General features: G+C 70.8%; 22 protein-coding genes and 1 tRNA gene. 13 read left to right on the top strand and 10 right to left on the bottom strand.

Annotation, left to right across the window (positions count from 1 at the left end; all coding sequences use genetic code 11):
- Window positions 1–315 precede the first annotated feature (315 nt).
- From nhaA to VT52_RS38655, 4 genes are all read left to right on the top strand, one after another.
- Complete coding sequence (nhaA, locus tag VT52_RS08930) at window positions 316–1,758, top strand: Na+/H+ antiporter NhaA (protein ID WP_046422104.1); 1,443 nt, start codon at window positions 316–318, stop codon at window positions 1,756–1,758.
- Between the two features lie 98 nt (window positions 1,759–1,856).
- On the top strand, window positions 1,857–2,345 hold the full coding sequence (locus tag VT52_RS08925) for a phage holin family protein (RefSeq protein WP_046422103.1): 489 nt from the start codon (window positions 1,857–1,859) through the stop codon (window positions 2,343–2,345).
- Window positions 2,342–3,274: an alpha/beta fold hydrolase gene (locus VT52_RS08920; protein ID WP_046422102.1), complete on the top strand. Its 933-nt coding sequence runs from the start codon at window positions 2,342–2,344 to the stop codon at window positions 3,272–3,274. The genes VT52_RS08925 and VT52_RS08920 overlap by 4 nt, the downstream gene beginning before the upstream one ends.
- 139 nt (window positions 3,275–3,413) lie before the next feature.
- On the top strand, window positions 3,414–3,593 hold the full coding sequence (locus tag VT52_RS38655) for a hypothetical protein (RefSeq protein ID WP_079174927.1): 180 nt from the start codon (window positions 3,414–3,416) through the stop codon (window positions 3,591–3,593).
- Window positions 3,594–3,606: 13 nt separating this feature from the next.
- Here VT52_RS38655 and VT52_RS08915 read toward each other — a convergent pair whose 3' ends face one another.
- From VT52_RS08915 to nth, 3 genes are all read right to left on the bottom strand, one after another.
- Window positions 3,607–4,806, bottom strand: a complete 1,200-nt coding sequence (locus VT52_RS08915) for a MarP family serine protease (protein WP_046422101.1) — start codon at window positions 4,804–4,806, stop codon at window positions 3,607–3,609.
- Window positions 4,807–4,928: 122 nt separating this feature from the next.
- Window positions 4,929–5,624 carry an NUDIX hydrolase gene (locus VT52_RS08910; protein ID WP_046422100.1) on the bottom strand — a complete coding sequence of 232 codons (696 nt, stop codon included), beginning with the start codon at window positions 5,622–5,624 and terminating at the stop codon, window positions 4,929–4,931.
- Between the two features lie 55 nt (window positions 5,625–5,679).
- Window positions 5,680–6,777: an endonuclease III gene (gene nth / locus VT52_RS08905; RefSeq protein ID WP_420856271.1), complete on the bottom strand. Its 1,098-nt coding sequence runs from the start codon at window positions 6,775–6,777 to the stop codon at window positions 5,680–5,682.
- Window positions 6,778–7,026: 249 nt separating this feature from the next.
- Between nth and VT52_RS08900 the strand changes: the two genes are divergently transcribed.
- Together VT52_RS08900 and VT52_RS08895 are read left to right on the top strand one after the other, a co-directional pair.
- Complete coding sequence (locus VT52_RS08900) at window positions 7,027–7,701, top strand: Crp/Fnr family transcriptional regulator (RefSeq protein ID WP_014674022.1); 675 nt, start codon at window positions 7,027–7,029, stop codon at window positions 7,699–7,701.
- A gap of 140 nt (window positions 7,702–7,841) precedes the next feature.
- On the top strand, window positions 7,842–8,681 hold the full coding sequence (locus tag VT52_RS08895; protein ID WP_046422098.1) for a nucleotidyltransferase domain-containing protein: 840 nt from the start codon (window positions 7,842–7,844) through the stop codon (window positions 8,679–8,681).
- A gap of 44 nt (window positions 8,682–8,725) precedes the next feature.
- Here VT52_RS08895 and VT52_RS08890 read toward each other — a convergent pair whose 3' ends face one another.
- The 4 genes from VT52_RS08890 to VT52_RS36815 all read right to left on the bottom strand — a co-directional run bounded on the left by VT52_RS08890 (window position 8,726) and on the right by VT52_RS36815 (window position 11,134).
- Window positions 8,726–9,556 (bottom strand): MBL fold metallo-hydrolase, encoded by an 831-nt coding sequence (locus tag VT52_RS08890; protein WP_046422097.1) that lies wholly within the window; start codon window positions 9,554–9,556, stop codon window positions 8,726–8,728.
- Window positions 9,553–10,446 carry an NUDIX hydrolase gene (locus VT52_RS08885; RefSeq protein WP_046422096.1) on the bottom strand — a complete coding sequence of 298 codons (894 nt, stop codon included), beginning with the start codon at window positions 10,444–10,446 and terminating at the stop codon, window positions 9,553–9,555. Before VT52_RS08885 ends, VT52_RS08890 begins: the two co-directional genes overlap by 4 nt.
- Window positions 10,447–10,514: 68 nt before the next feature.
- Window positions 10,515–10,979, bottom strand: a complete 465-nt coding sequence (locus VT52_RS08880) for a RidA family protein (protein WP_046422095.1) — start codon at window positions 10,977–10,979, stop codon at window positions 10,515–10,517.
- On the bottom strand, window positions 10,976–11,134 hold the full coding sequence (locus VT52_RS36815; RefSeq protein ID WP_018547934.1) for a Sp36 family protein: 159 nt from the start codon (window positions 11,132–11,134) through the stop codon (window positions 10,976–10,978). Before VT52_RS36815 ends, VT52_RS08880 begins: the two co-directional genes overlap by 4 nt.
- A gap of 100 nt (window positions 11,135–11,234) precedes the next feature.
- On the opposite strand from VT52_RS36815, the gene bagA reads away from it, so the two are divergent.
- Both bagA and bagB read left to right on the top strand, forming a co-directional pair.
- Window positions 11,235–12,212: an ATPase BagA gene (gene bagA / locus VT52_RS08875; RefSeq protein ID WP_046422094.1), complete on the top strand. Its 978-nt coding sequence runs from the start codon at window positions 11,235–11,237 to the stop codon at window positions 12,210–12,212.
- Window positions 12,209–13,681 carry an ATPase BagB gene (gene bagB, locus VT52_RS08870; protein ID WP_079174926.1) on the top strand — a complete coding sequence of 491 codons (1,473 nt, stop codon included), beginning with the start codon at window positions 12,209–12,211 and terminating at the stop codon, window positions 13,679–13,681. The genes bagA and bagB overlap by 4 nt, the downstream gene beginning before the upstream one ends.
- Window positions 13,682–13,737: 56 nt before the next feature.
- Here bagB and wblA read toward each other — a convergent pair whose 3' ends face one another.
- Window positions 13,738–14,076: a transcriptional regulator WblA gene (gene wblA, locus VT52_RS08865; RefSeq protein ID WP_046422093.1), complete on the bottom strand. Its 339-nt coding sequence runs from the start codon at window positions 14,074–14,076 to the stop codon at window positions 13,738–13,740.
- A gap of 494 nt (window positions 14,077–14,570) precedes the next feature.
- Here wblA and VT52_RS08860 point away from each other — a divergent pair, with 494 nt between their 5' ends.
- On the top strand, window positions 14,571–16,880 hold the full coding sequence (locus tag VT52_RS08860) for a transglycosylase domain-containing protein (protein ID WP_206306467.1): 2,310 nt from the start codon (window positions 14,571–14,573) through the stop codon (window positions 16,878–16,880).
- A gap of 187 nt (window positions 16,881–17,067) precedes the next feature.
- Here VT52_RS08860 and VT52_RS08855 read toward each other — a convergent pair whose 3' ends face one another.
- Complete coding sequence (locus VT52_RS08855) at window positions 17,068–17,535, bottom strand: GatB/YqeY domain-containing protein (protein WP_046422091.1); 468 nt, start codon at window positions 17,533–17,535, stop codon at window positions 17,068–17,070.
- A 94-nt stretch (window positions 17,536–17,629) separates the two neighbouring features.
- Here VT52_RS08855 and VT52_RS08850 point away from each other — a divergent pair, with 94 nt between their 5' ends.
- The 4 genes from VT52_RS08850 (at window position 17,630) to VT52_RS08835 (ending at window position 21,340) form a co-directional block, all read left to right on the top strand.
- Window positions 17,630–18,556: a metallophosphoesterase gene (locus tag VT52_RS08850; protein WP_046422090.1), complete on the top strand. Its 927-nt coding sequence runs from the start codon at window positions 17,630–17,632 to the stop codon at window positions 18,554–18,556.
- A 55-nt stretch (window positions 18,557–18,611) separates the two neighbouring features.
- A complete protein-coding gene (locus VT52_RS08845; protein WP_046422089.1) occupies window positions 18,612–19,340 on the top strand; it encodes a Pr6Pr family membrane protein in 729 nt (242 codons plus the stop codon).
- A 67-nt stretch (window positions 19,341–19,407) separates the two neighbouring features.
- A tRNA-Pro gene (locus tag VT52_RS08840) sits at window positions 19,408–19,481 on the top strand.
- A 224-nt stretch (window positions 19,482–19,705) separates the two neighbouring features.
- A complete protein-coding gene (locus VT52_RS08835) occupies window positions 19,706–21,340 on the top strand; it encodes a PE-PGRS family protein (RefSeq protein ID WP_240509691.1) in 1,635 nt (544 codons plus the stop codon).
- On the opposite strand, the gene VT52_RS08830 is transcribed toward VT52_RS08835, so the two are convergent.
- Window positions 21,283–22,463 (bottom strand): IS3 family transposase gene (locus tag VT52_RS08830; RefSeq protein WP_107481270.1). Its coding sequence is split into 2 segments (ribosomal slippage): window positions 21,283–22,199 and window positions 22,199–22,463, totalling 1,182 coding nucleotides; the frame shifts between segments, so codons are not numbered across the junction. The two genes, VT52_RS08835 and VT52_RS08830, sit on opposite strands and share 58 nt — an antisense overlap.
- Between the last annotated feature and the right edge of the window lie 48 nt (window positions 22,464–22,511).

The following is a 22,511-nucleotide window of genomic DNA, read 5'->3' as shown; positions in this document are numbered from 1 at the left end:
TGCGCGACGTCGCCGAGAACCGCCAACTCGGAGACGTCACCACCCTCACCGACTCCAGCGTCATGGACCTCATCCAGGCCGAACTCCCCACCACCCCCAGCGAGGACTGATCCCGTTCGGCTCACGAGGGGCGCCCGGCACCGCCGGGCGCCCCTTCCGTACGCCAGGGCCCACCGGCCGCGCTCGCCTTTCCCTCGTCCGAGAACTTAGGTAAAGTAACCAAAGAGTCAAGAAACCAAAAAGATCTACATGAGGTGCGCCGGGAAGTCTGGTCGGCAGGTTCGCAGTCCTGCCCGCTCCCGGAGGTCCCCCATCGTGACCGCGCCCCGCACCCCGCACCCCGCCCGCAAGGTCCTCGGACGCCTGTCCCTGCCCGAGCGGACCTATGTCGCGGACGCCCTGCGCACGGAGACCGTCGGCGGGGTACTCCTGCTCCTCGCCGCCATGACCGCCCTGATCTGGGCGAACGTCCCGGCGCTGCGCCACAGCTACGAGGCGGTCAGCCACTTCAGCTTCGGCCCCGCCGCCCTCGGCCTGAACCTGTCGGTCGCCCACTGGGCCGCCGACGGCGTCCTCGCGATCTTCTTCTTCGTCGCCGGTATCGAGCTCAAACGCGAACTGGTCGCCGGAGACCTGCGCGACCCCAAGGCGGCCGTGCTCCCCGTGGTGGCCGCGCTGTGCGGCATGGCCGTACCCGCGCTCGTCTACACCGTCACCAACCTCGTCGGACACGGTTCGACGCGGGGCTGGGCGGTGCCCACCGCCACCGACATCGCGTTCGCGCTCGCCGTCCTCGCGGTGATCGGCACCTCGCTGCCCAGCGCCCTGCGCGCCTTCCTGCTCACCCTCGCCGTCGTCGACGACCTCTTCGCGATCCTGATCATCGCGATCTTCTTCACCGAACGGCTGAACTTCGCCGCGCTCGGCGGCGCGTTCCTCGGCCTCGCCGTCTTCTGGCTGCTGCTGCGCAAGGGGGTGCGCGGCTGGTACGTGTACCTGCCGCTCGCGGTCGTCAACTGGGCGCTGATGTACAACAGCGGCGTGCACGCCACCATCGCCGGCGTGGCCATGGGCCTGATGCTGCGCTGCACCACCCGCGAGGGCGAGCGGCACTCGCTGGGCGAGCGCGTCGAGCACCTGGTGCGGCCCCTGTCGGCCGGATTCGCGGTGCCGGTGTTCGCGCTGTTCAGCGCCGGTGTGGTGGTGTCCGGGCGGGCACTCGGCGACCTGTTCACCCGGCCGGAGGCGCTGGGCGTGGTGCTGGGCCTGGTCGTCGGCAAGGCCATCGGCATATTCGGCGGCACCTGGCTGACCGTCCGCTTCACCCGCGCCTCCCTGAGCGATGAGCTCGCCTGGGCGGACGTCTTCGCGGTGTCCTCGCTCGCCGGCATCGGATTCACCGTCTCGCTGCTCATCGGCGAGCTGGCCTACGACGGCGACGCGTTCCTCACCGACGAGACCAAGGCCGCCGTCCTCGCCGGGTCCCTGATCGCCGCGGTCTTCGCCTCCGTGCTGCTGAAGATACGCAACGCCAAGTACCGCCGGCTGTGCGAGGCGGAGGAGCGCGACGAGGACCTCGACGGCGTCCCCGACATCTACGAGGAGGACGACCCGGCGTACCACTTGCGAATGGCCCGGATCCTGGAGAGCCGGGCCGCCGAACACCGGAGGATCGCCGCCGAACGGACGGCCGTGACGGGCGACGGGCGTGCGGAAGTACCGGGCGGGGCAGGCGACGGGGGCGGCCGTCCGGCATGATCTGACGGGACGGTACAGATCAAGACGGTGACCCGGGGCAGGGTGGCGGCCCGCCCGGAAGGCCCAGGGGCACGAGAGAACTCGTAAGGGAGAACGCGATGAGCGCACCCGACGGCAGCCCGGTCGGCGCCGAACGCAGCATCGGCCAGCTGTTCGCCTCGGCGACGACCGATTTGTCGGCGCTGGTGCACGACGAGATCGCGCTGGCCAAGGCGCAGCTCAAGCAGGACGTGAAGCGCGGCGCGACCAGCGGTGGCGCGTTCTCGATGGCGGGCGCGGTCCTGGTCTTCTCCCTGCCGATGCTCAACTTCGCCCTCGCCTACGGCATCCGCACCTGGAGCCACTGGAATCTCGCCCTCTGCTTCCTGCTCTCCTTCCTGGCGAACGTGATCGTCGCCGGTCTGCTCGCGCTGATCGGCGTGGTGTTCGCGAAGAAGGCCAAGAAGGGCCGGGGCCCGCAGAAGGTCGCCGCCTCCGTGAAGGAGACCGCGAACGTCCTCGGCAAGGCGAAGCCGCACCCGCGCCCGGAACTTCCCGAGGATCGCAGCCCCGCGGCCATCGAGGCTGTGGCACGCTCGTCGTCATGACGGACCCCGCTCATCCCTCGCTGGTACGGATCGGCCTGCCCGGACACCAGGTGATCCACCGGGACGTCGCCGCGAACGGCGCCCGCTTCCACATCGCGGAACTCGGCGACGGCCCCCTGGTGCTGCTGCTCCACGGCTTCCCGCAGTTCTGGTGGGCCTGGCGGCACCAGATGGCCGCCCTCGCGGAGGCCGGCTACCGGGCGGTGGCCATGGACCTGCGGGGCGTCGGCGGCAGCGACCGCACACCGCGCGGCTACGACCCGGCCAATCTCGCCCTGGACGTCACCGGCGTCATCCGCTCCCTCGGCGAGCCGGACGCCGCACTGGTCGGGCACGACCTCGGCGGCTATCTGGCGTGGACCGCGGCGGCCATGCGCCCCAAGCTGGTGCGCCGGCTCGCGGTGGTGTCGATGCCGCACCCGAGGCGCTGGCGCGCGGCGATGCTGCGCGACGCCCGGCAGACGGCCGCCAACTCCTACATCTGGGGTTTCCAGCGGCCGTGGATCCCGGAGCGTCAACTCACCGCGGAAGACGGGGAGCTGGTGGGCCGTCTGATCCGGGACTGGTCCGGGCCGCGCCCGCCGGAGGAGGAGGCGGTGCGCACGTACCGGCGCGCCATGTGCATCCCCTCCACCGCGCACTGCTCCGTCGAGCCGTACCGCTGGCTGGTGCGCTCCCTGGCGCGCCCGGACGGCGTGCAGTTCTACCGCAGGATGAAGCGGCCGGTGCGGGTGCCCACGCTCCATCTGCACGGTTCACTCGATCCGGTGAGCCGTACGCGTAGCGCGGCCGGTTCCGGGGAGTATGTCGAAGCGCCGTACCGCTGGCGGCTGTTCGACGGGCTCGGGCATTTCCCGCACGAGGAGGACCCGGTGGCGTTCTCGACGGAGCTGATCAACTGGCTGAAGGACCCCGAGCCCGACCGGTGACGACGCGGTGACGGAGCCGATGCGTGACGTACCCGGTTCCCCGCCACTCGTCCCCCGTTCGGCCACATGCCTGCCGCATACGCCAATTGGCCGCCCTCCAAGCGGTTATCGACCTTGGGGCTGGGGCACACGCAGGGGTATGGGCTGGACGCACGACTACAGTGACGCACCCCGCAACCGCCGCTCGGCCACGGGTCTGAGCACGCCTCAGCGAGGCACCCCGCAACTCGCGGAAGGCGAACTGCGGGTGGGGATTCCGCGCATCCTGCGCCGCCGGGCCCGCTGGGTCTCGGTGCGCCTGCGTCACCCGCGCAACTGAGCGGCCCCGCGGCTCACAGCGCGCAGTTGTCCGTACCCACCTGTTCGTTCGCCGTACGGCCGCGGGCGATGTCCGGCCGGATCTCGTCCGCCGTCAGCGCGTAGCCGGTCTCGGCGTCGTCCAGGGACTTGGCGAACACCACCCCGTAGACCCTGCCGTCAGGGGTGAGCAGGGGTCCGCCGGAGTTTCCCTGGCGGACGGTCGCGTACAGCGAGTAGACATCTCGGCGCACGCTGCCGCGGTGGTAGATGTCCGGGCCGTTGACCGAGATGCGCCCGCGCACCCGGGCCGCGCGCACGTCGTACGAGCCGTTCTCCGGGAACCCCGCCACGATCGCGCCGTCGCCCCCGGCCGCGTCCGGTGCGGAGAACTTCAGCGCGTCCGCCTTCAGGTCCGGCACGTCGAGTACGGCGATGTCGCGCTTCCAGTCGTACAGCACCACCTTGGCGTCGTACCGCCGGCCCGTCCCGCCTATCTGCACGGTGGGCGCGTCCACGCCGCCGACGACATGCGCGTTGGTCATCACACGGCGGTCGGCGAAGACGAAGCCGGTGCCCTCAAGGACCTTGCCGCAGCTCGACGCGGTGCCGGTGACCTTGACGATGGAGCGCTGGGCGCGGGTGGCGACCGGGCTGCCGGCCAGCGCCGGGTCCGGCGGCTGGACGTCCTTGATCGGCTCGTCGGAGAACGGGCTGAAGACCTGCGGGAAGCCGTTCTGCGCGAGGACGGAGGAGAAGTCCGCGAACCATCCGTCGGCCTGGGCGGGCAGCGCCCGGGAGACCCCGAGCAGCACCTTGGAGCCGCGCACCTGCTTGCCGAGGGTCGGCAGGGTGGTGCCGGCCAGGGCGGAGCCGATCAGCCAGGCGACCAGCAGCATCGCCACCACGTTGACCAGCGCGCCACCGGTGGCGTCCAGGGCACGGGCCGGGGACCAGGTGATGTGCTTGCGCAGTTTGTTGCCCAGGTGGGTGGTCAGGGCCTGGCCGACGGAGGCGCAGACGATGACGACGACCACGGCCACGACGGCGGCGGTGGTGCCCACCTCCGCGTTGTCGGTCACCGCGTCCCAGACGACGGGCAGCGCGTACACCGCCGCGAGGCCGCCGCCGAGGAACCCGATCACCGACAGGATTCCCACGACGAAGCCCTGGCGGTAGCCCACGACCGCGAACCACACGGCAGCGACCAGCAACAGGATGTCCAGCACGTTCACCGCTTCAGGTCCTCGCCTACTCCGTTCCGCTTCCCGCGGCTCGGACGAGGCGTCCGGCCCGTCCCCATGGGGACGGAGGGACCCTGCGTCCCCGGGAAAGAGACAGCACGGGGATCACCCTGTCATGAGCTCCAGTCGAGCGGGGACAGCTTCTCCCGGTCCCAGGGGCGCTCCCAGCCCGCGTAATGCAGCAGCCGGTCGATCACCCCGGCCGTGAAACCCCACACAAGGGCCGATTCGACCTGGAATGCCGGGCCTCTGAATCCGCTGGGGTGGACGACGGTGGTGCGGTTGGCGGGGTCCGTGAGATCCGCCACGGGGACCGTGAACACCCGCGCCGTCTCGTTCGGGTCCACCGCGCCGACCGGGCTGGGCTCGCGCCACCAGCCGAGGACGGGCGTGACGACGAAGCGGCTGACCGGGATGTACAGCCGGGGCAGCACGGCGAACGGCTGCACGCCGCGGGGGTCGAGCCCGGTCTCCTCCTCGGCCTCGCGCAGGGCGGCGCGCAGCGGGCCCGCGCCCAGCGGATCGCCGTCCTCGGGGTCGAGGGAGCCGCCCGGGAAGGACGGCTGGCCCGCGTGCGAACGCAGCGAGCCGGAGCGCTCCATGAGCAGCAGTTCGGGGCCGCGGATCCCCTCGCCGAACAGGATCAGCACGGCCGACTGGCGGCCCGAGCCGTTCTCCGGCGGCAGGAAGCGGCTGAGCTGGAGGGGCTCGATGGTCTCGGCCGCCCGCGCCACCGGGGCCAGCCAGTCCGGCAGTCCCCGGCCGTTCAGCACCACGGCGTCGCCCCGCGCCTCACTGGCCCACGTCATCGCCCACCCCCGTCATTCCTTGTCGTCCAACGCCGAGGGCGCCGGGATCGTTCCGTCACGCGGCCCCCAGCGGCGGCGCGGGCCTGCCGCCCGCGTCGAGATAGGCCTGCGGGGGGTTGAGCCGCTGCCCCGGCAGACCGCCCTTCTCGTACTTCAGCAGCTTCTTCGCCTTCTCCGGGTCGGTCTCGCCCTCGCCGTAGGCCGGGCAGAGCGGGGCGATCGGGCAGGCGCCGCAGGCGGGTTTGCGGGCGTGGCAGATGCGGCGGCCGTGCCAGATGACGTGGTGGGACAGGTCCGTCCAGTCGCTCTTGGGGAACAGCGCGCCGACCGCGGCCTCGATCTTGTCCGGGTCGGTCTCCTCGGTCCAGCGCCAGCGGCGCACCAGCCGCTGGAAGTGCGTGTCCACGGTGATCCCGGGCCGTCCGAAGGCGTTGCCGAGCACGACGAAGGCGGTCTTGCGGCCGACGCCGGGCAGCTTGACCAGGTCCCCCAGCTTCCCCGGCACCTCGCCGCCGAAGTCCTCCACGAGCGCCTTGGAGAGCCCTATGACGGACCTGGTCTTGGCCCGGAAGAACCCGCAGGGGCGCAGGATCTCCTCGACCTCCTCCGGGTTGGCGGCGGCCAGGTCCTCGGGCGCGGGGTAGCGGGCGAAGAGGCCGGGGGTCGTCTGGTTGACGCGCAGGTCGGTGGTCTGGGCCGACAGGACGGTCGCGACCAGCAGCTGGAAGGGGTTCTCGAAGTCCAGCTCCGGGTGCGCGTAGGGGTACACCTCGGCCAGCTCGCGGTTGATCCGGCGGGCCCGGCGGACCAGGGCGGTCCGGGACTCCCCGCCCGGCGGTTCGACGGCGGTCCTCCGGGCGGGCGCGGCCTTCTTCACCGGGACCGACCCGTCGGCGGCCACGGCCTTCTTCGCCGGGGTGACCTTCCTGCCCGAGACCGGCTTCCCGGCCGGGGTGGCCTTCCGGACGGAAGCGGACTTCCCGGCCGGGGTGACCTTCTCCGCGGAGGGTGCCTTCGAGGCAGATACGGCCTTTCCGGCAGAACCTGCCTTCCCTGCCGAACCGGCCTCTTCCGCTGTATCAGCCTTTTTTCTACTTTTCCTACTGCCCCCGGGGCCCTGTTCGCCCACAGCGGAATCGCGACGTACAACCACCCGCTAAGCCCCCTTGGCCTGTGCTCTCACCGGCGATTTGGACACCCGGCCAGCCTAGAGCCCGGCGCCGACATCCGCCCCGGACCCCGAAGATCGGCGCCCGATTGGACCCCTGACGCTTACCCCGGCACACCGGTGCGGCATCCTTGTGACAGATCACACTGTTTGGACCGTCCGGCAAAATGAGAACACGGTCCCTGGCACACAGGGGAGAAAGATCCCCTGAGCAGGTCGACAAGGAGAGAACTCGTGGACGACGTTCTGCGGCGCAACCCGCTCTTCGCGGCGCTCGACGATGAGCAGGCCGCGGAGCTTCGCGCCTCGATGAGCGAGGTGACCCTCGCTCGCGGCGACTCCCTGTTCCACGAGGGCGACCCGGGCGACCGCCTGTACGTCGTCACCGAGGGCAAGGTCAAACTGCACCGCACCTCCCCCGACGGCCGCGAGAACATGCTCGCCGTCGTCGGTCCCGGCGAGCTGATCGGCGAGCTGTCGCTGTTCGACCCGGGCCCGCGCACGGCCACCGCGACCGCGCTGACCGAGGTCAAGCTGCTCGGCCTCGGCCACGGCGACCTCCAGCCCTGGCTGAACGCCCGTCCCGAGGTGGCCGGCGCCCTGCTGCGCGCCGTCGCCCGCCGGCTGCGCAAGACCAACGACGCCATGTCCGACCTGGTCTTCTCCGACGTCCCCGGCCGTGTGGCGCGCGCCCTGCTCGACCTGTCGCGCCGCTTCGGCGTGCAGTCCGAAGAGGGCATCCACGTCGTGCACGACCTCACCCAGGAGGAGCTGGCCCAGCTGGTCGGCGCCTCCCGCGAGACCGTCAACAAGGCCCTGGCGGACTTCGCCCAGCGCGGCTGGCTGCGCCTGGAGGCGCGCGCGGTCATCCTGCTGGACGTGGAGCGACTGGCCAAGCGGTCCCGCTGACGCGCTCCCCCCGTACGACGACTCGGCGCGGTTCCTCCGGGAGCCGCGCCCGAGTCGTCTCCCCCGCCGGGATCCGGCCTGCTCGTCCCTCCCGCCGAAAACCGGCTGCCCCGGCGCGGCCCGCACGGCACAGTGGCCCCATGCCCGTACCGCCCGCCCCACCGCGTCCCCACGGCCTCGGCCCCGACGGCTTCTTCGTCCGTGAGGGCTCCCTCGCGCGCGTGCCCACCGCCTTCCGGCCGGTCGTGGCCGCCGTACGGGAGCGCCTGCCGGAGGTCTTCGGAGCGCGGCTGGACGGGGCGTACCTCTACGGGTCGGTCCCCCGGGGCACCGCCGAGGTGGGCCGCAGCGACCTGGACCTGCTGGTCGTCCTGCGCGCGGAACCGGCCGACGCCGACCGTGCCGCCGTACGAGTCCTCGGCGAGGCCCTGGACCGGGAGTTCCCGGAGATCGACGGGGTCGGATCGCTGCTGTACGGCCGGGAGCGGCTGCTGAGCGAGCCGGAGCGGTACGACATGGGCTGGTTCCTGGCCTGCCTGTGCACACCGCTGCTGGGGGACGACCTGGCCGGGCTGCTGCCCCGGTACCGCCCCGACTCCACGCTGGCCCGCGAGACCAACGGCGACCTCGCCCGGCTGCTGCCCCGCTGGCGCGAGCGGATCGCGGCAGCGGAGGGCGACGAGGCGGCCCGGCGGCGCCTGGTGCGCTTCATGTCCCGCCATCTCGTCCGCACGGGCTTCACGCTCGTCATGACCCGCTGGAACGGCTGGACGAGCGATCTGCGCGAGATGGCCGAGGTCTGCGGGGCGTACCACCCCGAGCGGGCCGCCCAGCTGCTCACGGCGGCCGGGTACGGCCGGGAACCCGTGGGCGACCCCCGGGTGCTGCGCGGGTACGTCGACGACCTGGGCCCCTGGCTCGCCGCCGAGTACGCGCGCGTGCACGGCGTGAAGAGTCCGCGCCCCGAGGACGCGGCCTGAGGGCGCCCGTCCGGATCACGCCGGGCCGAGCCGGGCGGAGGAGCCTAGATCAGGCCGTGCTCACCGAGGTACTCCAGCTGGGCCCGGACCGAGAGTTCCGCCGCCGGCCACAGGGAGCGGTCGACGTCGGCGTAGACGTGGGCGACCACGTCGGCCGCGGTGCGGTGGCCGTCCTCGACGGCGGTCTCCACCTGGGCGAGCCGGTGGGCGCGGTGGGCGAGGTAGAACTCCACGGCGCCCTGGGCGTCCTCCAGGACCGGACCGTGCCCCGGCAGGACGGTGTGCACGCCGTCGTCCACCGTGAGGGAGCGCAGCCGGCGCAGGGAGTCCAGGTAGTCGCCGAGCCGCCCGTCGGGGTGCGCCACCATCGTCGTACCGCGCCCGAGGACGGTGTCCCCGGTCAGCACCGCCCGGTCGGCCGGGATGTGGAAGGACAGCGAGTCCGAGGTGTGCCCGGGGGTCGCTACGACCCTCAGCTCCAGGCCGCCGGTGGTGATCACCTCGCCCGCGGCCAGACCCTCGTCGCCGAGGCGGAGCGCCGGGTCCAGGGCCCGCACCCGGGTGCCGGTCAGCTCGGCGAAGCGGCCCGCGCCCTCGGCGTGGTCCGCGTGCCCGTGCGTGAGCAGGGTCAGGGCTATCCGGCGGCCGGCCTTCTCCGCCGTGTCCACGACCGCGCGCAGATGGCCCTCGTCCAGCGGGCCCGGGTCGATCACCACGGCCAGATCGGAGTCCGGCTCGGCGACGATCCAGGTGTTGGTGCCGTCCAGGGTCATCGCGGAGGGGTTGGGCGCGAGGACGTTGACGGCCCGCGCGGTGGCGGGCCCGGAGCCGACGGTGCCCCTGGGCCGGCCGGGCAGCGCGCTCGCGGCGGTCATGCGCGGCCTCCCCCGCTCGCGTCGGCGGGCGCCGGACTCGACGGAACGTGCTTGGTGAACTCCTCGTGCCCCGGCCAGGACAGCACGATCTCGCCGTCCTGGAGCCGGGCGGTGGCCTGTACCGGGGTCAGGTCGCGCGCGGCGGCGGCCGCGAGGGCCGCCGCGGCGGTGTCGTAGGGCAGCAGCTCGCGCAGCGCGGCGATGGTCGGCGGCATCATCAGCAGCTCGCCCCGGTCGTAACCGGCGGCGGCCTCGGCGGGGCGGATCCACACCGTGCGGTCGGCCTCCGTGGAGGCGTTCCGGGTGCGCTGCCCCGTGGGCAGGACCGCCGCGAAGAACCAGGTGTCGTAGCGGCGCGACTCGAACTCCGGGGTGATCCAGCGCGCCCAGGCGCCCAGCAGGTCCGAACGCAGCACCAGGCCGCGCCGGTGCAGGAACTCGGCGAAGGACTGCTCGCGCGCGACCAGGGCGGCGCGGTCCGCCTCCCAGTCGTCGCCCGTGGTGTCCCCGACGACCGTGCCCGGGTCGGGCCCGGCGAGCAGGACGCCCGCCTCCTCGTACGTCTCCCGGACCGCCGCGCAGACCACGGCCTGGGCGCCGGCCTCGTCCGTCCCGAGCCGCTGGGCCCAGGAGGCGCGCGGGGGCCCCGCCCAGCGGATCCGGGTGTCGTCGTCGCGCGGGTCGACGCCGCCCCCCGGATACGCGTACGCGCCCCCGGCGAATGCCATGGAGGCGCGTCTGCGCAGCATGTGGACGGCCGGTCCGGCCTCGGTGTCCTTCAGCAGGAGCACCGTCGCCGCGCGCTTGGGGGACACCGGGGTGAGGGTGCCGTCCGCGAGCGCGCGGATGCGGTCCGGCCACTCCGGGGGGTACCACTGACCGTTCGCCATGGCCGGAGGCTATCCCGTGTAGGGCGAATGTTCGAGAGGTACCCGAGGTGCCGGGCGGTGCGGGCGGGCTACGGAACCAGCTCGACCTGGATCTCGACCTCGACCGGCGCGTCCATCGGGAGCACCGCGACGCCGACCGCGCTGCGGGCGTGCACGCCCTTGTCGCCGAGGGCCTCGGCGAGCAGTTCGCTGGCGCCGTTGATCACGCCGGGCTGGCCGGTGAAGTCGGACGCGGAGGCGACGAACCCGGTGACCTTCACCACGCGCGCGATCCGGTCCAGGTCACCGGCCACGGACTTCACGGCCGCCAGCGCGTTCAGCGCGCAGATGCGGGCCAGGTCCTTGGCCTCGTCGGCCGTGACCTCGGCGCCCACCTTGCCGGTGACGGGCAGCTTGCCCTCGACCATCGGCAGCTGGCCCGCGGTGTACACGTAGACACCGGACCGCACGGCCGGCTGGTAGGCGGCCAGCGGCGGTACGACCTCCGGCAGGCTCAGGCCCAGGGTGGCCAGCTTCTCCTCGACCGCGCTCATGCCTGCTTCTCCCGCTTCAGGTAGGCGACCAGCTGCTCGGGGTTCGGCCCGGGGACGACCTGGACGAGCTCCCAGCCGTCCTCGCCCCAGTTGTCCAGAATCTGCTTCGTGGCATGGACGAGCAGCGGCACGGTTGAGTATTCCCACTTGGTCATGGGCCGACTGTATCCGCTGTGACCGATCACTCCCTCGTCGTCTCCCCGTTATCCACAGCCTCCCGCGTGACGGTCGGCCGGACTGGTTAGTCTCGAAGACGTGAGCAGGCTCCAGGTCGTCAGCGGCAAGGGCGGGACCGGAAAGACGACGGTCGCCGCCGCACTCGCGCTGGCCCTCGCGACCGAGGGGAAGCGGACGCTTCTCGTGGAGGTCGAGGGCCGGCAGGGCATCGCACAGCTCTTCGAGACGGAGGCGTTGCCGTACGAGGAGCGGAAGATCGCGGTCGCTCCCGGGGGCGGGGAGGTGTACGCCCTGGCCATAGACCCCGAACTGGCCCTTCTGGACTACCTCCAGATGTTCTACAAACTGGGCGGGGCGGGCAGGGCCCTGAAGAAGCTCGGCGCCATCGACTTCGCCACCACCATCGCGCCCGGCATCCGGGATGTCCTGCTCACCGGCAAGGCGTGCGAGGCGGTGCGCCGCAAGGACCGCACCGGCCGGTTCGTCTACGACTACGTGGTCATGGACGCGCCTCCGACCGGCCGCGTCACCCGCTTCCTCAACGTCAACGACGAGGTGGCGGGCCTGGCGAAGATCGGCCCGATACACAACCAGGCGCAGGCCGTGATGCGGGTCCTCAAGTCGCCGGAGACGGCGGTGCACCTGGTGACGCTGCTGGAGGAGATGCCGGTCCAGGAGACCGCCGACGGCATCGCCGAACTGCGGGCGGCACGGCTGCCGGTGGGCCGGGTCATCGTGAACATGGTGCGGCCCGAGGTGTTGGACGCCGCGGACCTGGAACTCGTACGGACGGTGGACCACTCCGCCGTGGCCCGGTCCCTGTCGGCCGCCGGCCTCGGCGGCGCGCGGCGCGGCGGGAACGCGGAGAAACTGGTGGACCCGCTGCTGGCCCAGGCCGCGGAGTACGCCGAGCGCCACGCCCTGGAGCAGGAGCAACGCGACGTACTCGGCGAGCTGGGTCTGCCGCTGCACGAACTGCCGCTGCTCGCCGAGGGAATGGACCTGGCCGGCCTGTACGAACTCGCCGCCGAGCTGCGCGACCAGGAGGTGTCATGACAGCCGAGGAGCAGGACGCGGCCGCGGGGCGCGAGGCGGCGGCCGAGGACCGGCGTGCGGGCCGCGACGGGAGCGAGGGCCCCGGCGCGGCCCAGGGACGGGAGGCGGCGGCCCGGCGGCTGACCTCCTCCCGGGTGCTCGACGTGGACGCGCTGCTGGACGACCCGAAGACACGCATCGTGGTGTGCTGCGGCTCCGGCGGCGTCGGCAAGACGACCACCGCGGCCGCCCTCGGCCTGCGGGCGGCCGAGCGGGGCCGCAAGGTGGTCGTGCTCACCATCGACCCGGCCCGCAGGCTGGCCCAGTCGATGGGCATCGACTCCCTCGACAACGTGCCCCGCCGGGTCAAGGGCACCGAAGATCGAAGGGGATCGCGCGGCGACTCGTTCAAGGGCGGTGGCGGGAGCCGGGCGGGCGAGCTGCACGCCATGATGCTCGACATGAAGCGCACCTTCGACGAGGTCGTGGAGGCGCACGCGGACCGCGAGCGGGCGGCCGCGATCCTGGCGAACCCCTTCTACCAGTCGCTCTCGGCGGGCTTCGCGGGCACGCAGGAGTACATGGCGATGGAGAAGCTCGGCCAGTTGCGGGCACGGGACGAGTGGGACCTGATCGTGGTCGACACCCCGCCCTCCCGCTCGGCCCTGGACTTCCTGGACGCCCCCAAGCGGCTCGGGTCCTTCCTGGACGGCCGACTGATCCGTCTGCTCACCGCCCCCGCCAAGCTGGGCGGCCGCGCGGGCATGGCGTTCCTGAACGTGGGCATGTCGATGATGACCGGCACCCTGGGCAAGCTCCTCGGGGGCCAACTCCTCAAGGACGTCCAGACGTTCGTCTCGGCGATGGACACCACCTTCGGCGGCTTCCGCACCCGCGCGGACGCCACGTACAAGCTGCTCCAGGCGCCCGGCACCGCGTTCCTGGTGGTGGCGGCCCCGGAGCGGGACGCGCTGCGCGAGGCCGCGTACTTCGTGGAGCGGCTGGCCGCGGAGGACATGCCGCTGGTGGGTCTGGTGCTCAACCGGGTGCACGGCAGCGGCGCCGGCCGGCTGTCGGCCGAGCGGGCCCTGGACGCCGCGGAAAATCTTGCGGACCCCGGCATTGTGGATCAGGGGGACGGGAAAGCTGGACTTCGTAACTCTCCCGACACGTACGACAGTTCACAACCTCACGCATCCGAGGCCGCAACCGGTACCGACACATCCGGCGCTTCCCACGACGGCTCCCCCGCCGACGAGGAACGTTCCGTCGACCGGCTCGCCGAGGGCCTGCTGAGGCTGCACGCCGAACGCATGCACCTCCTGGCGCGCGAGCAGCGCACGCGCGACCGCTTCACCGCCCGCCACCCCGAGGTGGCGGTGGTCGACGTACCCGCCCTGCCCGGCGACGTGCACGACCTCACGGGCCTGCGCGACATCGGCGACCGCCTCGCGGCGGGCGCGCCCACGGAGCGCCCGGAACCGTCGTAGCGGACACGGCTGCCCGGGGCTCTCGGCCGAACCCGAACAGCGCCGGACCGCGGTCCTCAGCTCACCGCCGCGTAGTTCTCGTAGACCTCGTCGCTGTCGAGGCTCACGAACCCGGTGCCGCGCTCGTACTCCGAGCGGGCGGTCTCCAGCAGCCTGCGCCAGGAGGTCACCGTGGGCCGGCGGCGCAGCAGTGCGCGGCGCTCCCGCTCGGTCATGCCTCCCCACACGCCGAACTCGACGCGATTGTCCAGCGCGTCCGCCAGGCACTCGGTGCGTACCGGACATCCGGTGCACACCGCCTTGGCTCTGTTCTGCGCTGCTCCTTGAACGAACAGTTCATCCGGATCGGTAGTGCGGCAGGCAGCCTGCGCACTCCAGTCGGTTACCCAGCCCATACCGGCGCCGTCCTCTCCCGAATCGAGGCTCCCCCACGGCGGCAGCGGCATATTCACCGCCGCCAGTTGAGGACGTTACGGAAGGTGGGCACAGCGCAACACCCCCGTCGGGCCCAATCTTGAATGGCCCGAACGGACTATGGGTAAGCGGCAGATCACCCGCGGGAGTGAGCTGGCGACATGTGCGACCATCCCGGCAAACCAGGACAGCTACGGTGTGCCACAGCGGGCACCAGGTGACACACGAGGCGCAATCGGACACGCCTCCGCACACCACTCGGGTGGTTCGCAACGATTCGGGACGCCGGACGGAGTGGTACGGGGCCGCACCGCTGTGACAGTTGGGAGCAGCTTAGGCCAAGGGCTGCGCGCCTGTCCGGGAAATGGAAACGTAGGCAGGTCAGGCGGTGCGCGGGGTCTCGAACCGGTTCCGGAACATCCCGAAGGCAAGCCGCTCCCTCAAAACGCTCAGGAGTACGGATTAGGCTGCCCCCATGCCAAAGAAGCGCTCGGGCGGTGGTCTGTCGCCGTTGCAGCAGGCCGCGAAGTTCCTCGGTGTCAGTGTGCTCGCGGGAGCTGTGATGGCCGGCATCGCACTGCCCGCGGCCGGTGCCCTGGGCCTCGCGGCCAAGGGCTCGGTCAAGAGCTTCGACGAGATCCCGGCCAACCTGAAGAGTCCCCAGCTCAGTCAGCGCACGACGATCCTGGACGCCAAGGGCGCGCAGATCGCGAGCGTGTACAGCAGGGACCGCACGGTGGTCGATCTCAAGGACATCTCGCCGTACATGCAGAAGGCGATCGTCGCGATCGAGGACTCGCGCTTCTACCAGCACGGCGCGATCGACCTCAAGGGCGTGCTGCGCGCCCTGAACAAGAACGCGCAGGAGGGCGGAGTCGCGCAGGGCGCCTCCACGCTCACCCAGCAGCTGGTGAAGAACTACTTCATCGAGGAGGCCGGCGACGACCCGACGAAGGTCGCCGAGGCCACCCAGCAGACCCTGGGCCGCAAGGTCCGCGAGCTGAAGTACGCGATCCAGATCGAGGAACAGCTCGGCAAGAAGAAGATCCTCGAGAACTACCTGAACATCACCTTCTTCGGCGAGCAGGCGTACGGCGTGGAGGCCGCCTCCGAGCGGTACTTCTCCAAGCACGCCAAGGACCTGAACCTCCAGGAGTCCGCGCTGCTGGCCGGCATCGTGCAGTCCCCGAGCCGCTACGACCCGGTCAACGACGAGGCGGAGGCCACCAAGCGCCGCAACGTCGTGCTCCAGCGCATGGCGGAACTGGGCGACATCTCCCCGCAGGAGGCCGCCCAGGCCAAGCGCGAGCCGCTCGGGCTCAAGCCCAGCCGGCCCAAGAACGGCTGCATCACCGCGGTCCAGGGCGCCGGCTTCTTCTGCGACTACGTGCGCGAGGTCTTCCTCACCGACCCGGTCTTCGGCAAGACCAGGGAGGCGCGCGCGAAGCTGTGGAACCAGGGCGGTCTGACGATCCGTACGACGCTCGACCCGCAGGCCCAGCAGTCCGTGCAGAAGTCCATCAAGGAGCACGTCTACAAGTCCGACCAGGTGGCGACGGCCGCGACGATCGTCGAGCCCGGCACCGGCAAGATCCTCGCCATGGGCCAGTCCCGGCCGTACGGCTTCGGCACGAACGAGACCCAGATCAACCTGTCGGTGAACCAGGGCATGGGCGGCGGCGCGGGCTACCAGCCCGGTTCCACGTTCAAACCGATCGTCGCGGCGGCCGCGATCGAGGGCGGCAAGTCCCCGACACAGCAGTACTCGTCGCCGTACGAGATGCCGTACCCGAGCCCGGTGGCCGCCTGCGACGGCAAGTCCTGGCGCAACGACCCGGCCAAGCCGGCCAAGCTGACCAACGAGAGCGAGTCGGAGCACGGGCCGTACGGCATGAAAGAGGCGACCGCCAAGTCGGTCAACACCTACTACGTGCAGCTGATCAGCGACATCGGCATCTGCCCGGTGATCGACATGGCGAAGAAGATGGGCGTGGCGCGCGCCGACGGCCGCCAGATCGACCAGGCCCCCTCGATCGCGCTCGGCACCCAGGAGATGTCCCCGCTGACGATGGCGAACGCGTACGCCACCTTCGCCTCGCGCGGCATGTACTGCACCCCGGTCGCCATCGATTCGGTCACCCAGACGACCGGCAGCCGGGTGAAGTCCCTGCCGGTGCCGCGTTCGACCTGCTCGCGCGCGATGTCCGAGAAGACGGCGGACACCGTCAGCACGCTCCTCAAGGGCGTGGTCGAGGACGGCACCGGCCAGGAGGCGGGCCTCGGCGACCGCCCGAGCGCGGGCAAGACCGGTACGACGGACGAGCGCTACGCCGCCTGGTTCGTCGGCTACACCCCGAACATGGCGGGCGCGGTCTGGGTCGGCGACCCGCAGCACCGGCGCCACATGATCAACATCACCATCGGCGGTATCCCGCACGCCAAGGTCTACGGCGGTGAGGTCCCCGGCCCGATCTGGCGCGACATGATGAACGGCGCCCTGGAGGGCAAGCCGGTGCAGGACTTCCACCTGGTCGACATCCCGGACGACAACGGCTCCGGCGACAACCACCAGGGACAGGGCAACGGCCGTCAGCACGGCGCCACGGGGGGCGCCAACGGCGGCGGCCCCGGACAGCTGATCGGCGGCCTGCTCGGCGGCACGACGGGCGGCGGCACCGGTGACATCGGCGGCGCGGTGCCGACCCCGCCCGCCGGCATCATCCAGGGGCAGACGAACGGCGGGCCGAACGGCCGGGCGGTCGGAGGGACCGGCGGCCGCCGCTAGGAGTCCCCGAGAGACACGCGCACCGGCGGTACGAACGACGACGGGGCCGCACCCTCGACCGGGGGTGCGGCCCCTTCCTCGTACCACTACCGGCTCGGTCCGCCGGCTCGGTCCGTCCACGGGGCCCGTCCAGGTGATCCGACCTGCGACGACCTGCGACTCTCGGGCCAGCCCTGGAACCTCGGGGTCAGCCCTGGAGGAGCTTCTTCACCGCGGCGGCGACACGGCCGCCCTCGGCCTGCCCGGCCACCTTGGGGTTCACGATCTTCATGACGGCACCCATGGCCCGCGGCCCCTCGGCACCCGCCGCCCTGGCCTCCGCGACGGCCTGGGCGACGATCGCGTCCAGCTCCTCGTCGGACAGCTGCTGGGGCAGGTACTCGGCGAGCACCTCGCCCTCCGCCTTCTCGCGCTCGGCCGACTCGGCACGGCCGCCCTTCGCGAAGGCGTCGGCCGCCTCGCGGCGCTTCTTCGCCTCGCGGGTGATCACCTTGAGGACCTCGTCGTCGGACAGCTCCCGCTTCTCCTTGCCCGCGACCTCCTCATTGGTGATCGCCGAGAGGGTCAGCCGGAGCGTCGAGGAGCGGAGCTCGTTGCGCTCCTTGATCGCGGCGTTGAGGTCGTCCTGGAGCTTCGACTTGAGCGTGGTGGTCATGTGGTCGATTGTCTCAGGTGCGGGGCGTCGGACGCCCGCCGATTTAGCGGGCGGGCGTTCTCGGTGTGCGGCCGCGGTCTGACACGATGGTCATATGCGCGCGCGATACGGAATTCCCCTGGGAATCATGGCGGCAGGCGCCGCCGGCCTGGCGTACTCGGTGGGCTTCGAGGCCCGCTCCTTCCGCCTGCGACGGGTGACCGTCCCCGTCCTGCCGCCGGGCATGCATCCGCTGCGCGTGCTCCAGGTCTCCGACATCCACATGGTCGGCGGCCAGCGCAAGAAGCAGTGCTGGCTGCGCTCGCTGGCGGGCCTGCGCCCGGACTTCGTGATCAACACGGGCGACAACCTGTCGGACCCGGAGGGCGTCCCGGAGGTCCTGGACGCGCTGGGCCCGCTGATGGAGTTCCCGGGGGCGTACGTCTTCGGCTCCAACGACTACTACGGCCCCAAACTCCGCAACCCCGCCCGCTACTTGATGGAGAAGGCGAGCGGCCGCCACGGACTGAACGGCAACGCGCCTGCGGTCGGCGCGATCCACAACCCGTGGGAGGACCTGCGGGACGGCTTCGACGAGGCGGGCTGGGTGAATCTGACCAACACCCGCGGCGCCCTGAAGATCGACGGCGTGTCGATCGGGCTGACCGGCCTGGACGACCCCCACATCAAGCGCGACCGCTACGCCGAGGTGGCCGGCGGTCCGACGGCGTCGTACGACTTCTCGCTCGGCGTGGTCCACGCTCCCTACCTGCGCGTCCTGGACGCCTTCGCGGCGGACGACTACCCGCTGATCCTGGCCGGCCACACGCACGGCGGACAGCTGTGCATCCCCTTCTACGGCGCCCTGGTCACCAACTGCGACCTGGACACCGACCGGGTGAAGGGCCTGTCCACGCACACGGCGGAGGGCCGCACCTCCTACCTGCACGTCTCGGCGGGCTGCGGCACCAACCGCTACACCCCGGTCCGCTTCGCCTGCCCCCCGGAGGCGACGCTGCTGACGCTGGTGCCGAGGTCGTAACTCACCTGGCGTAGCCCACATGGCCCTCACGGTCGACCCTTCCTAGCGTGAGGGCATGACCGCCCAGATACCCAGGGAGATCCCGGGCCTGCCCCCGGTCCCGGCATCCCCCCTGTTCTCGCGTTCCCCGGCGCCGGCCAGGGCGGTGCTGGCCCCGTTCCACCGCCCCCGGGCCGCGGTGTTCCGCCTGCTGACGGCGCTGGTCGCGGCGGCGGGCGTGGCTCTCGCCGCGCTGCGGAGCACCCCGGCACACGCGCTGAGCTACTTCGGCACGCAGGCGAGCGCGATCCTGGCCGTGACCATGTTCCTGGCGGCGTCCCGCGCCTGGCGGGCCCACCGCGCCCTCCCGTCGTGGCTGACCGGCGCGGCCCTGCTGTACGCCCTGGTGTCCGCGCTGACGTACCACCTGCTCCTGGCCCGGACCCCGTTCTCCATGACGACTCTCTCGACGCCCCCGGAGCGCTGGCACACGCAGTGGATCACCCTCCAGCTCCTGCACACGGTGGCCCCCGCGGCGGCCCTGCTGGACTGGCTGTTCCTGACCCCGGCGCCCCGGCTGCACCTGCACCAGGCCACCACCTGGCTCCTCTACCCCCTGGCCTACCTGGCCTTCTACCTCACCCGCGGCGCCCCCTACCTCTACCCCTTCCTGAACCCCGCCGCCCACGGCTACCGCCTCACCCTGGCCAACGCCCTCCTCCTGGGCCTCGCGACCTACGCCCTGGCCACCCTCCTCGTCGCCCTCGACCACACCCGCCCGACCCCGATCCGCCGCCACCTCTGAATCGGATTTCGTTTCCTGGCCCCCAGTGGGCTAAAGTAAACGACGTCGCCGCGACAAGCAGTGACATCGGGGTGTAGCGCAGCTTGGCAGCGCGCTTCGTTCGGGACGAAGAGGTCGTGGGTTCAAATCCCGCCACCCCGACAGCCGTAACACCAGGTCAGGCCCGGTGCTGAGAGATCAGCACCGGGCCTGATTTGCTTTGCGGGCCCGTCTTGGGAGCCGTTTGGGGGCCGACTTCGGGGAACGGCTCCCCGGGGGCTCCCAGCGAGAAGGACTCGCCCTCCAGCAGCGGTGCGCCGCACGCGCCCAGCGAGAGTCACCCCATGGCTTGTGCCGAGGAGACCTCAGACAGTACGACGATCGACATGCACCGATGGTCTCCGTTAAACGACCGGCAACTCGCACTCCTCACCCGTATCGGGGACGGTACCGACCCAGTCACGTCGGAGAGCCCCGAGCTCGCTCTCACCGCCCGCGCGCTCAAGGAGCGGCACCTGATCACCATGCCCAAGCAGGACGGGAAGTGGCAGGCGGAGATCACTGACGCGGGGCACTTCTACCTGGAACACGACCATCACCCGGACCGGCCGAAACCGGCTCCGCGCAAGCAGCGGTCGGCGGGTTCCGAGCAACGGACACGACCGGCCCCTCCTCCGCAGAAGCGAGAAACAGCTCCGTCCAAGACGAAGCCGGCGCCGCAACGCGCCGCCAAGCCCCCGCAGGCGTCGTCGGCGGAAATCGGGGGCGCCTTGATCGCGGAGGTGCAGCAGGCTGGGCGGTTCCTCCGGATCCCGAACCCCAGCGACCAGGAGCGAGCCCGCTATCGCAGGGCCTTCGACGCAGCCCGGCAGTGTGCGCCCGACGGGTACCACCTGAAGTACAGCGGCCGGGCGAAGGGGGACTTCTTCCTCGGTCTGCTCAGGGTGTCGGGTGAGGACGACACCGAGTGGAACCGGATCCGGCTGGCGCGCAGCCGGGTGATCAGCGATGTCGAGGACGTGATCGCCGCTGTCACTGCGGACCACAGCGCCTTCGAGATCTCGGAGGAGGTCCTGCCGCGAGTCCTCTCGCTGCTCCGGCTCCTCGCCGAGCAGGCACTCGCCCGCCACGGCGAGATCACTGTGTCCAAGAAGCCCAAGCAGCCCAGGCCCCTGCTCACCATTCACGGCAGGACGTACGAGGTCGGCTTCCGCGAACGGCAGAAGCAGGTCCGGTACGTGCCCAAGCAGCCGGGCCGCCGCACGTACGACTGGCAGCGGGTGACGCCAGCGCACAGGTTCGAGCCATCCGGCGAGCTTGAACTGCTGATCAGCCAGCACTCGGGCTACGGCTACGGCCACAGCTACGGCTGGAAGAAGGAATGGGCCGACACCGCCACGAAGCCGTTGGAGGAGCAGGTCGGTTCGGTCTTCCGGGCGCTGAAGGCGCGCGCGGAGGAGCAGGAGCGGGCTCGGCTGGAACGGGAGGCGGAGCAGCGGCGCCTGCGCGAGGAGCGGGAGCGGCAGGAGGCGGAGCGTCGTCGTCTGGAAGCGGAGCGGCAGGAGCGCCAGCAGCGGGAGTGGGAATCGGCCATCAGTGCCGCGTCGATCAAGGCGGTTCACGCCGTACGGGCGGAGAGCTTCGGCACAGCTCTGGAGCAGTGGAAGGTGGCCGGAGAAATCCGGGTGTTCTGCGGCGCTCTGGACGAAGCCGCCGCGACATCGGACGACGCCGTCGAAGCCGAGAGGCTGCGAGAGTGGTCGGCTTGGGGGAAGGCGGAGGCCGACCGGCTGGACCCCACCATGAACGGCAAGGGCCTGGCCGCTCTCGACTTCCACGTGGAGCCGACCGGAGATCAACTACGGCCCTTTCTCGATGGCTGGCACCCGCACCGGCCGGAGAAGGAGAAGCCTTCGGCACTGAGGGGCCACGCGTTTCCCGGACAGGCTTCTGGCCGTTCGTTTCACGCGGCGATTCGCAACTTCTCGTACTCGGCGTGGACTTCGCGCGGAGGGCGGTAACCCACCGCCGAATGGAGACGTTTGCGATTGTACCAGAATTCGATGTAGCGAGTGATGTCCTGCCGGGCGGCTTCGCGGGTCAGGTAAGCCACCCTCGATACACGCTCGTTCTTCAGGGCGCCGAAGAATGATTCGGCCATGGCGTTGTCGAAACAGATCCCGGTGCGACCGGAAGACCTGCGGAGTCCGAACCGGTCGAGCGTCTTCCCGAACTCGGCTGACATGTAGTTACTTCCGCGGTCGGAGTGAAATATGGCACCGGCCGAGAGCTGCCGGTTCCGTGCCGCGTTGCGGATTTCCCTGGATATCAGTGGAGTTTGATAGTTGTCGTCCATCGCATAGCCGATTACTTCCTTCGTGCAGCAGTCGATGACCGTTGCGAGGTACAGCCAGCCTTCCCCGGTCGCGATATAAGTAATGTCGCCGACGAGTTTTTTTCCGGGCGCGTCCGCAGTGAAGTCGCGGCCGACGAGGTCCGGCACCTCGCCGGCCGCAGCCCGAGTGAGGCTGAACCTCTTCGGCCGTGGCAGGCAGGGCACCAGGCCCTGTTCGCGCATGAGGCGGCGGACCAGCTCCACGCCCGCGGCGACGCCCCAGCGGTGCAGCTGAGCCTGGATGCGCCGGTGCCCGTAGGTACTGTCGGACATGTCGAAGGCTTTCTCGATGAGCAATTTGAGTTCTTCACGCCGCTGAGCTGTCGCGGATTCCGGGCGAGATCGCCAGTCGTAGTAGCCGGATCTGGAGACGCCGAGCCGACCGCACATGAACTCGACGCTGTATGCGTACTTCTCGGTGTCGAGCCGCATCTCGTCGATGAACTCGTACTTGCTTGCTACCGGGGATCCTTCGCGAAGTACGCTGCGGCTTTTTTCAGGAAGGTAACTTCCATCTCCAGCTCACGGTTACGTCGTTCGAGTTCCTTCAGGCGCGCCCGCTCGTTCATCGTCAGTTCCGCATCGGGGGCCGGTTTGTGCTGCTTCTGATACTTCTTCACCCAGCCGCGTAGCGTCTCCGAGTTCAGTTCAAGCTCCCGGGCGACTTCGGAGATCGTCTTGCTGGACCTCAATGCGATCTGGACGGCTTCCTCACGGAACTCCGACGAGTACTTACTGGGTGGCGCCACTTCTTCCTCGTTTCCTTGTTCAGGACAACCCTATTGGATGCCTGTCCG

The organism is Streptomyces malaysiense, assembly GCF_000980885.2.
Classification (GTDB): domain Bacteria; phylum Actinomycetota; class Actinomycetes; order Streptomycetales; family Streptomycetaceae; genus Streptomyces; species Streptomyces malaysiense.
The sequence above is the reverse complement of the archived record's forward strand: the minus strand, read 5'-3'. Positions and strand labels throughout refer to the sequence as shown.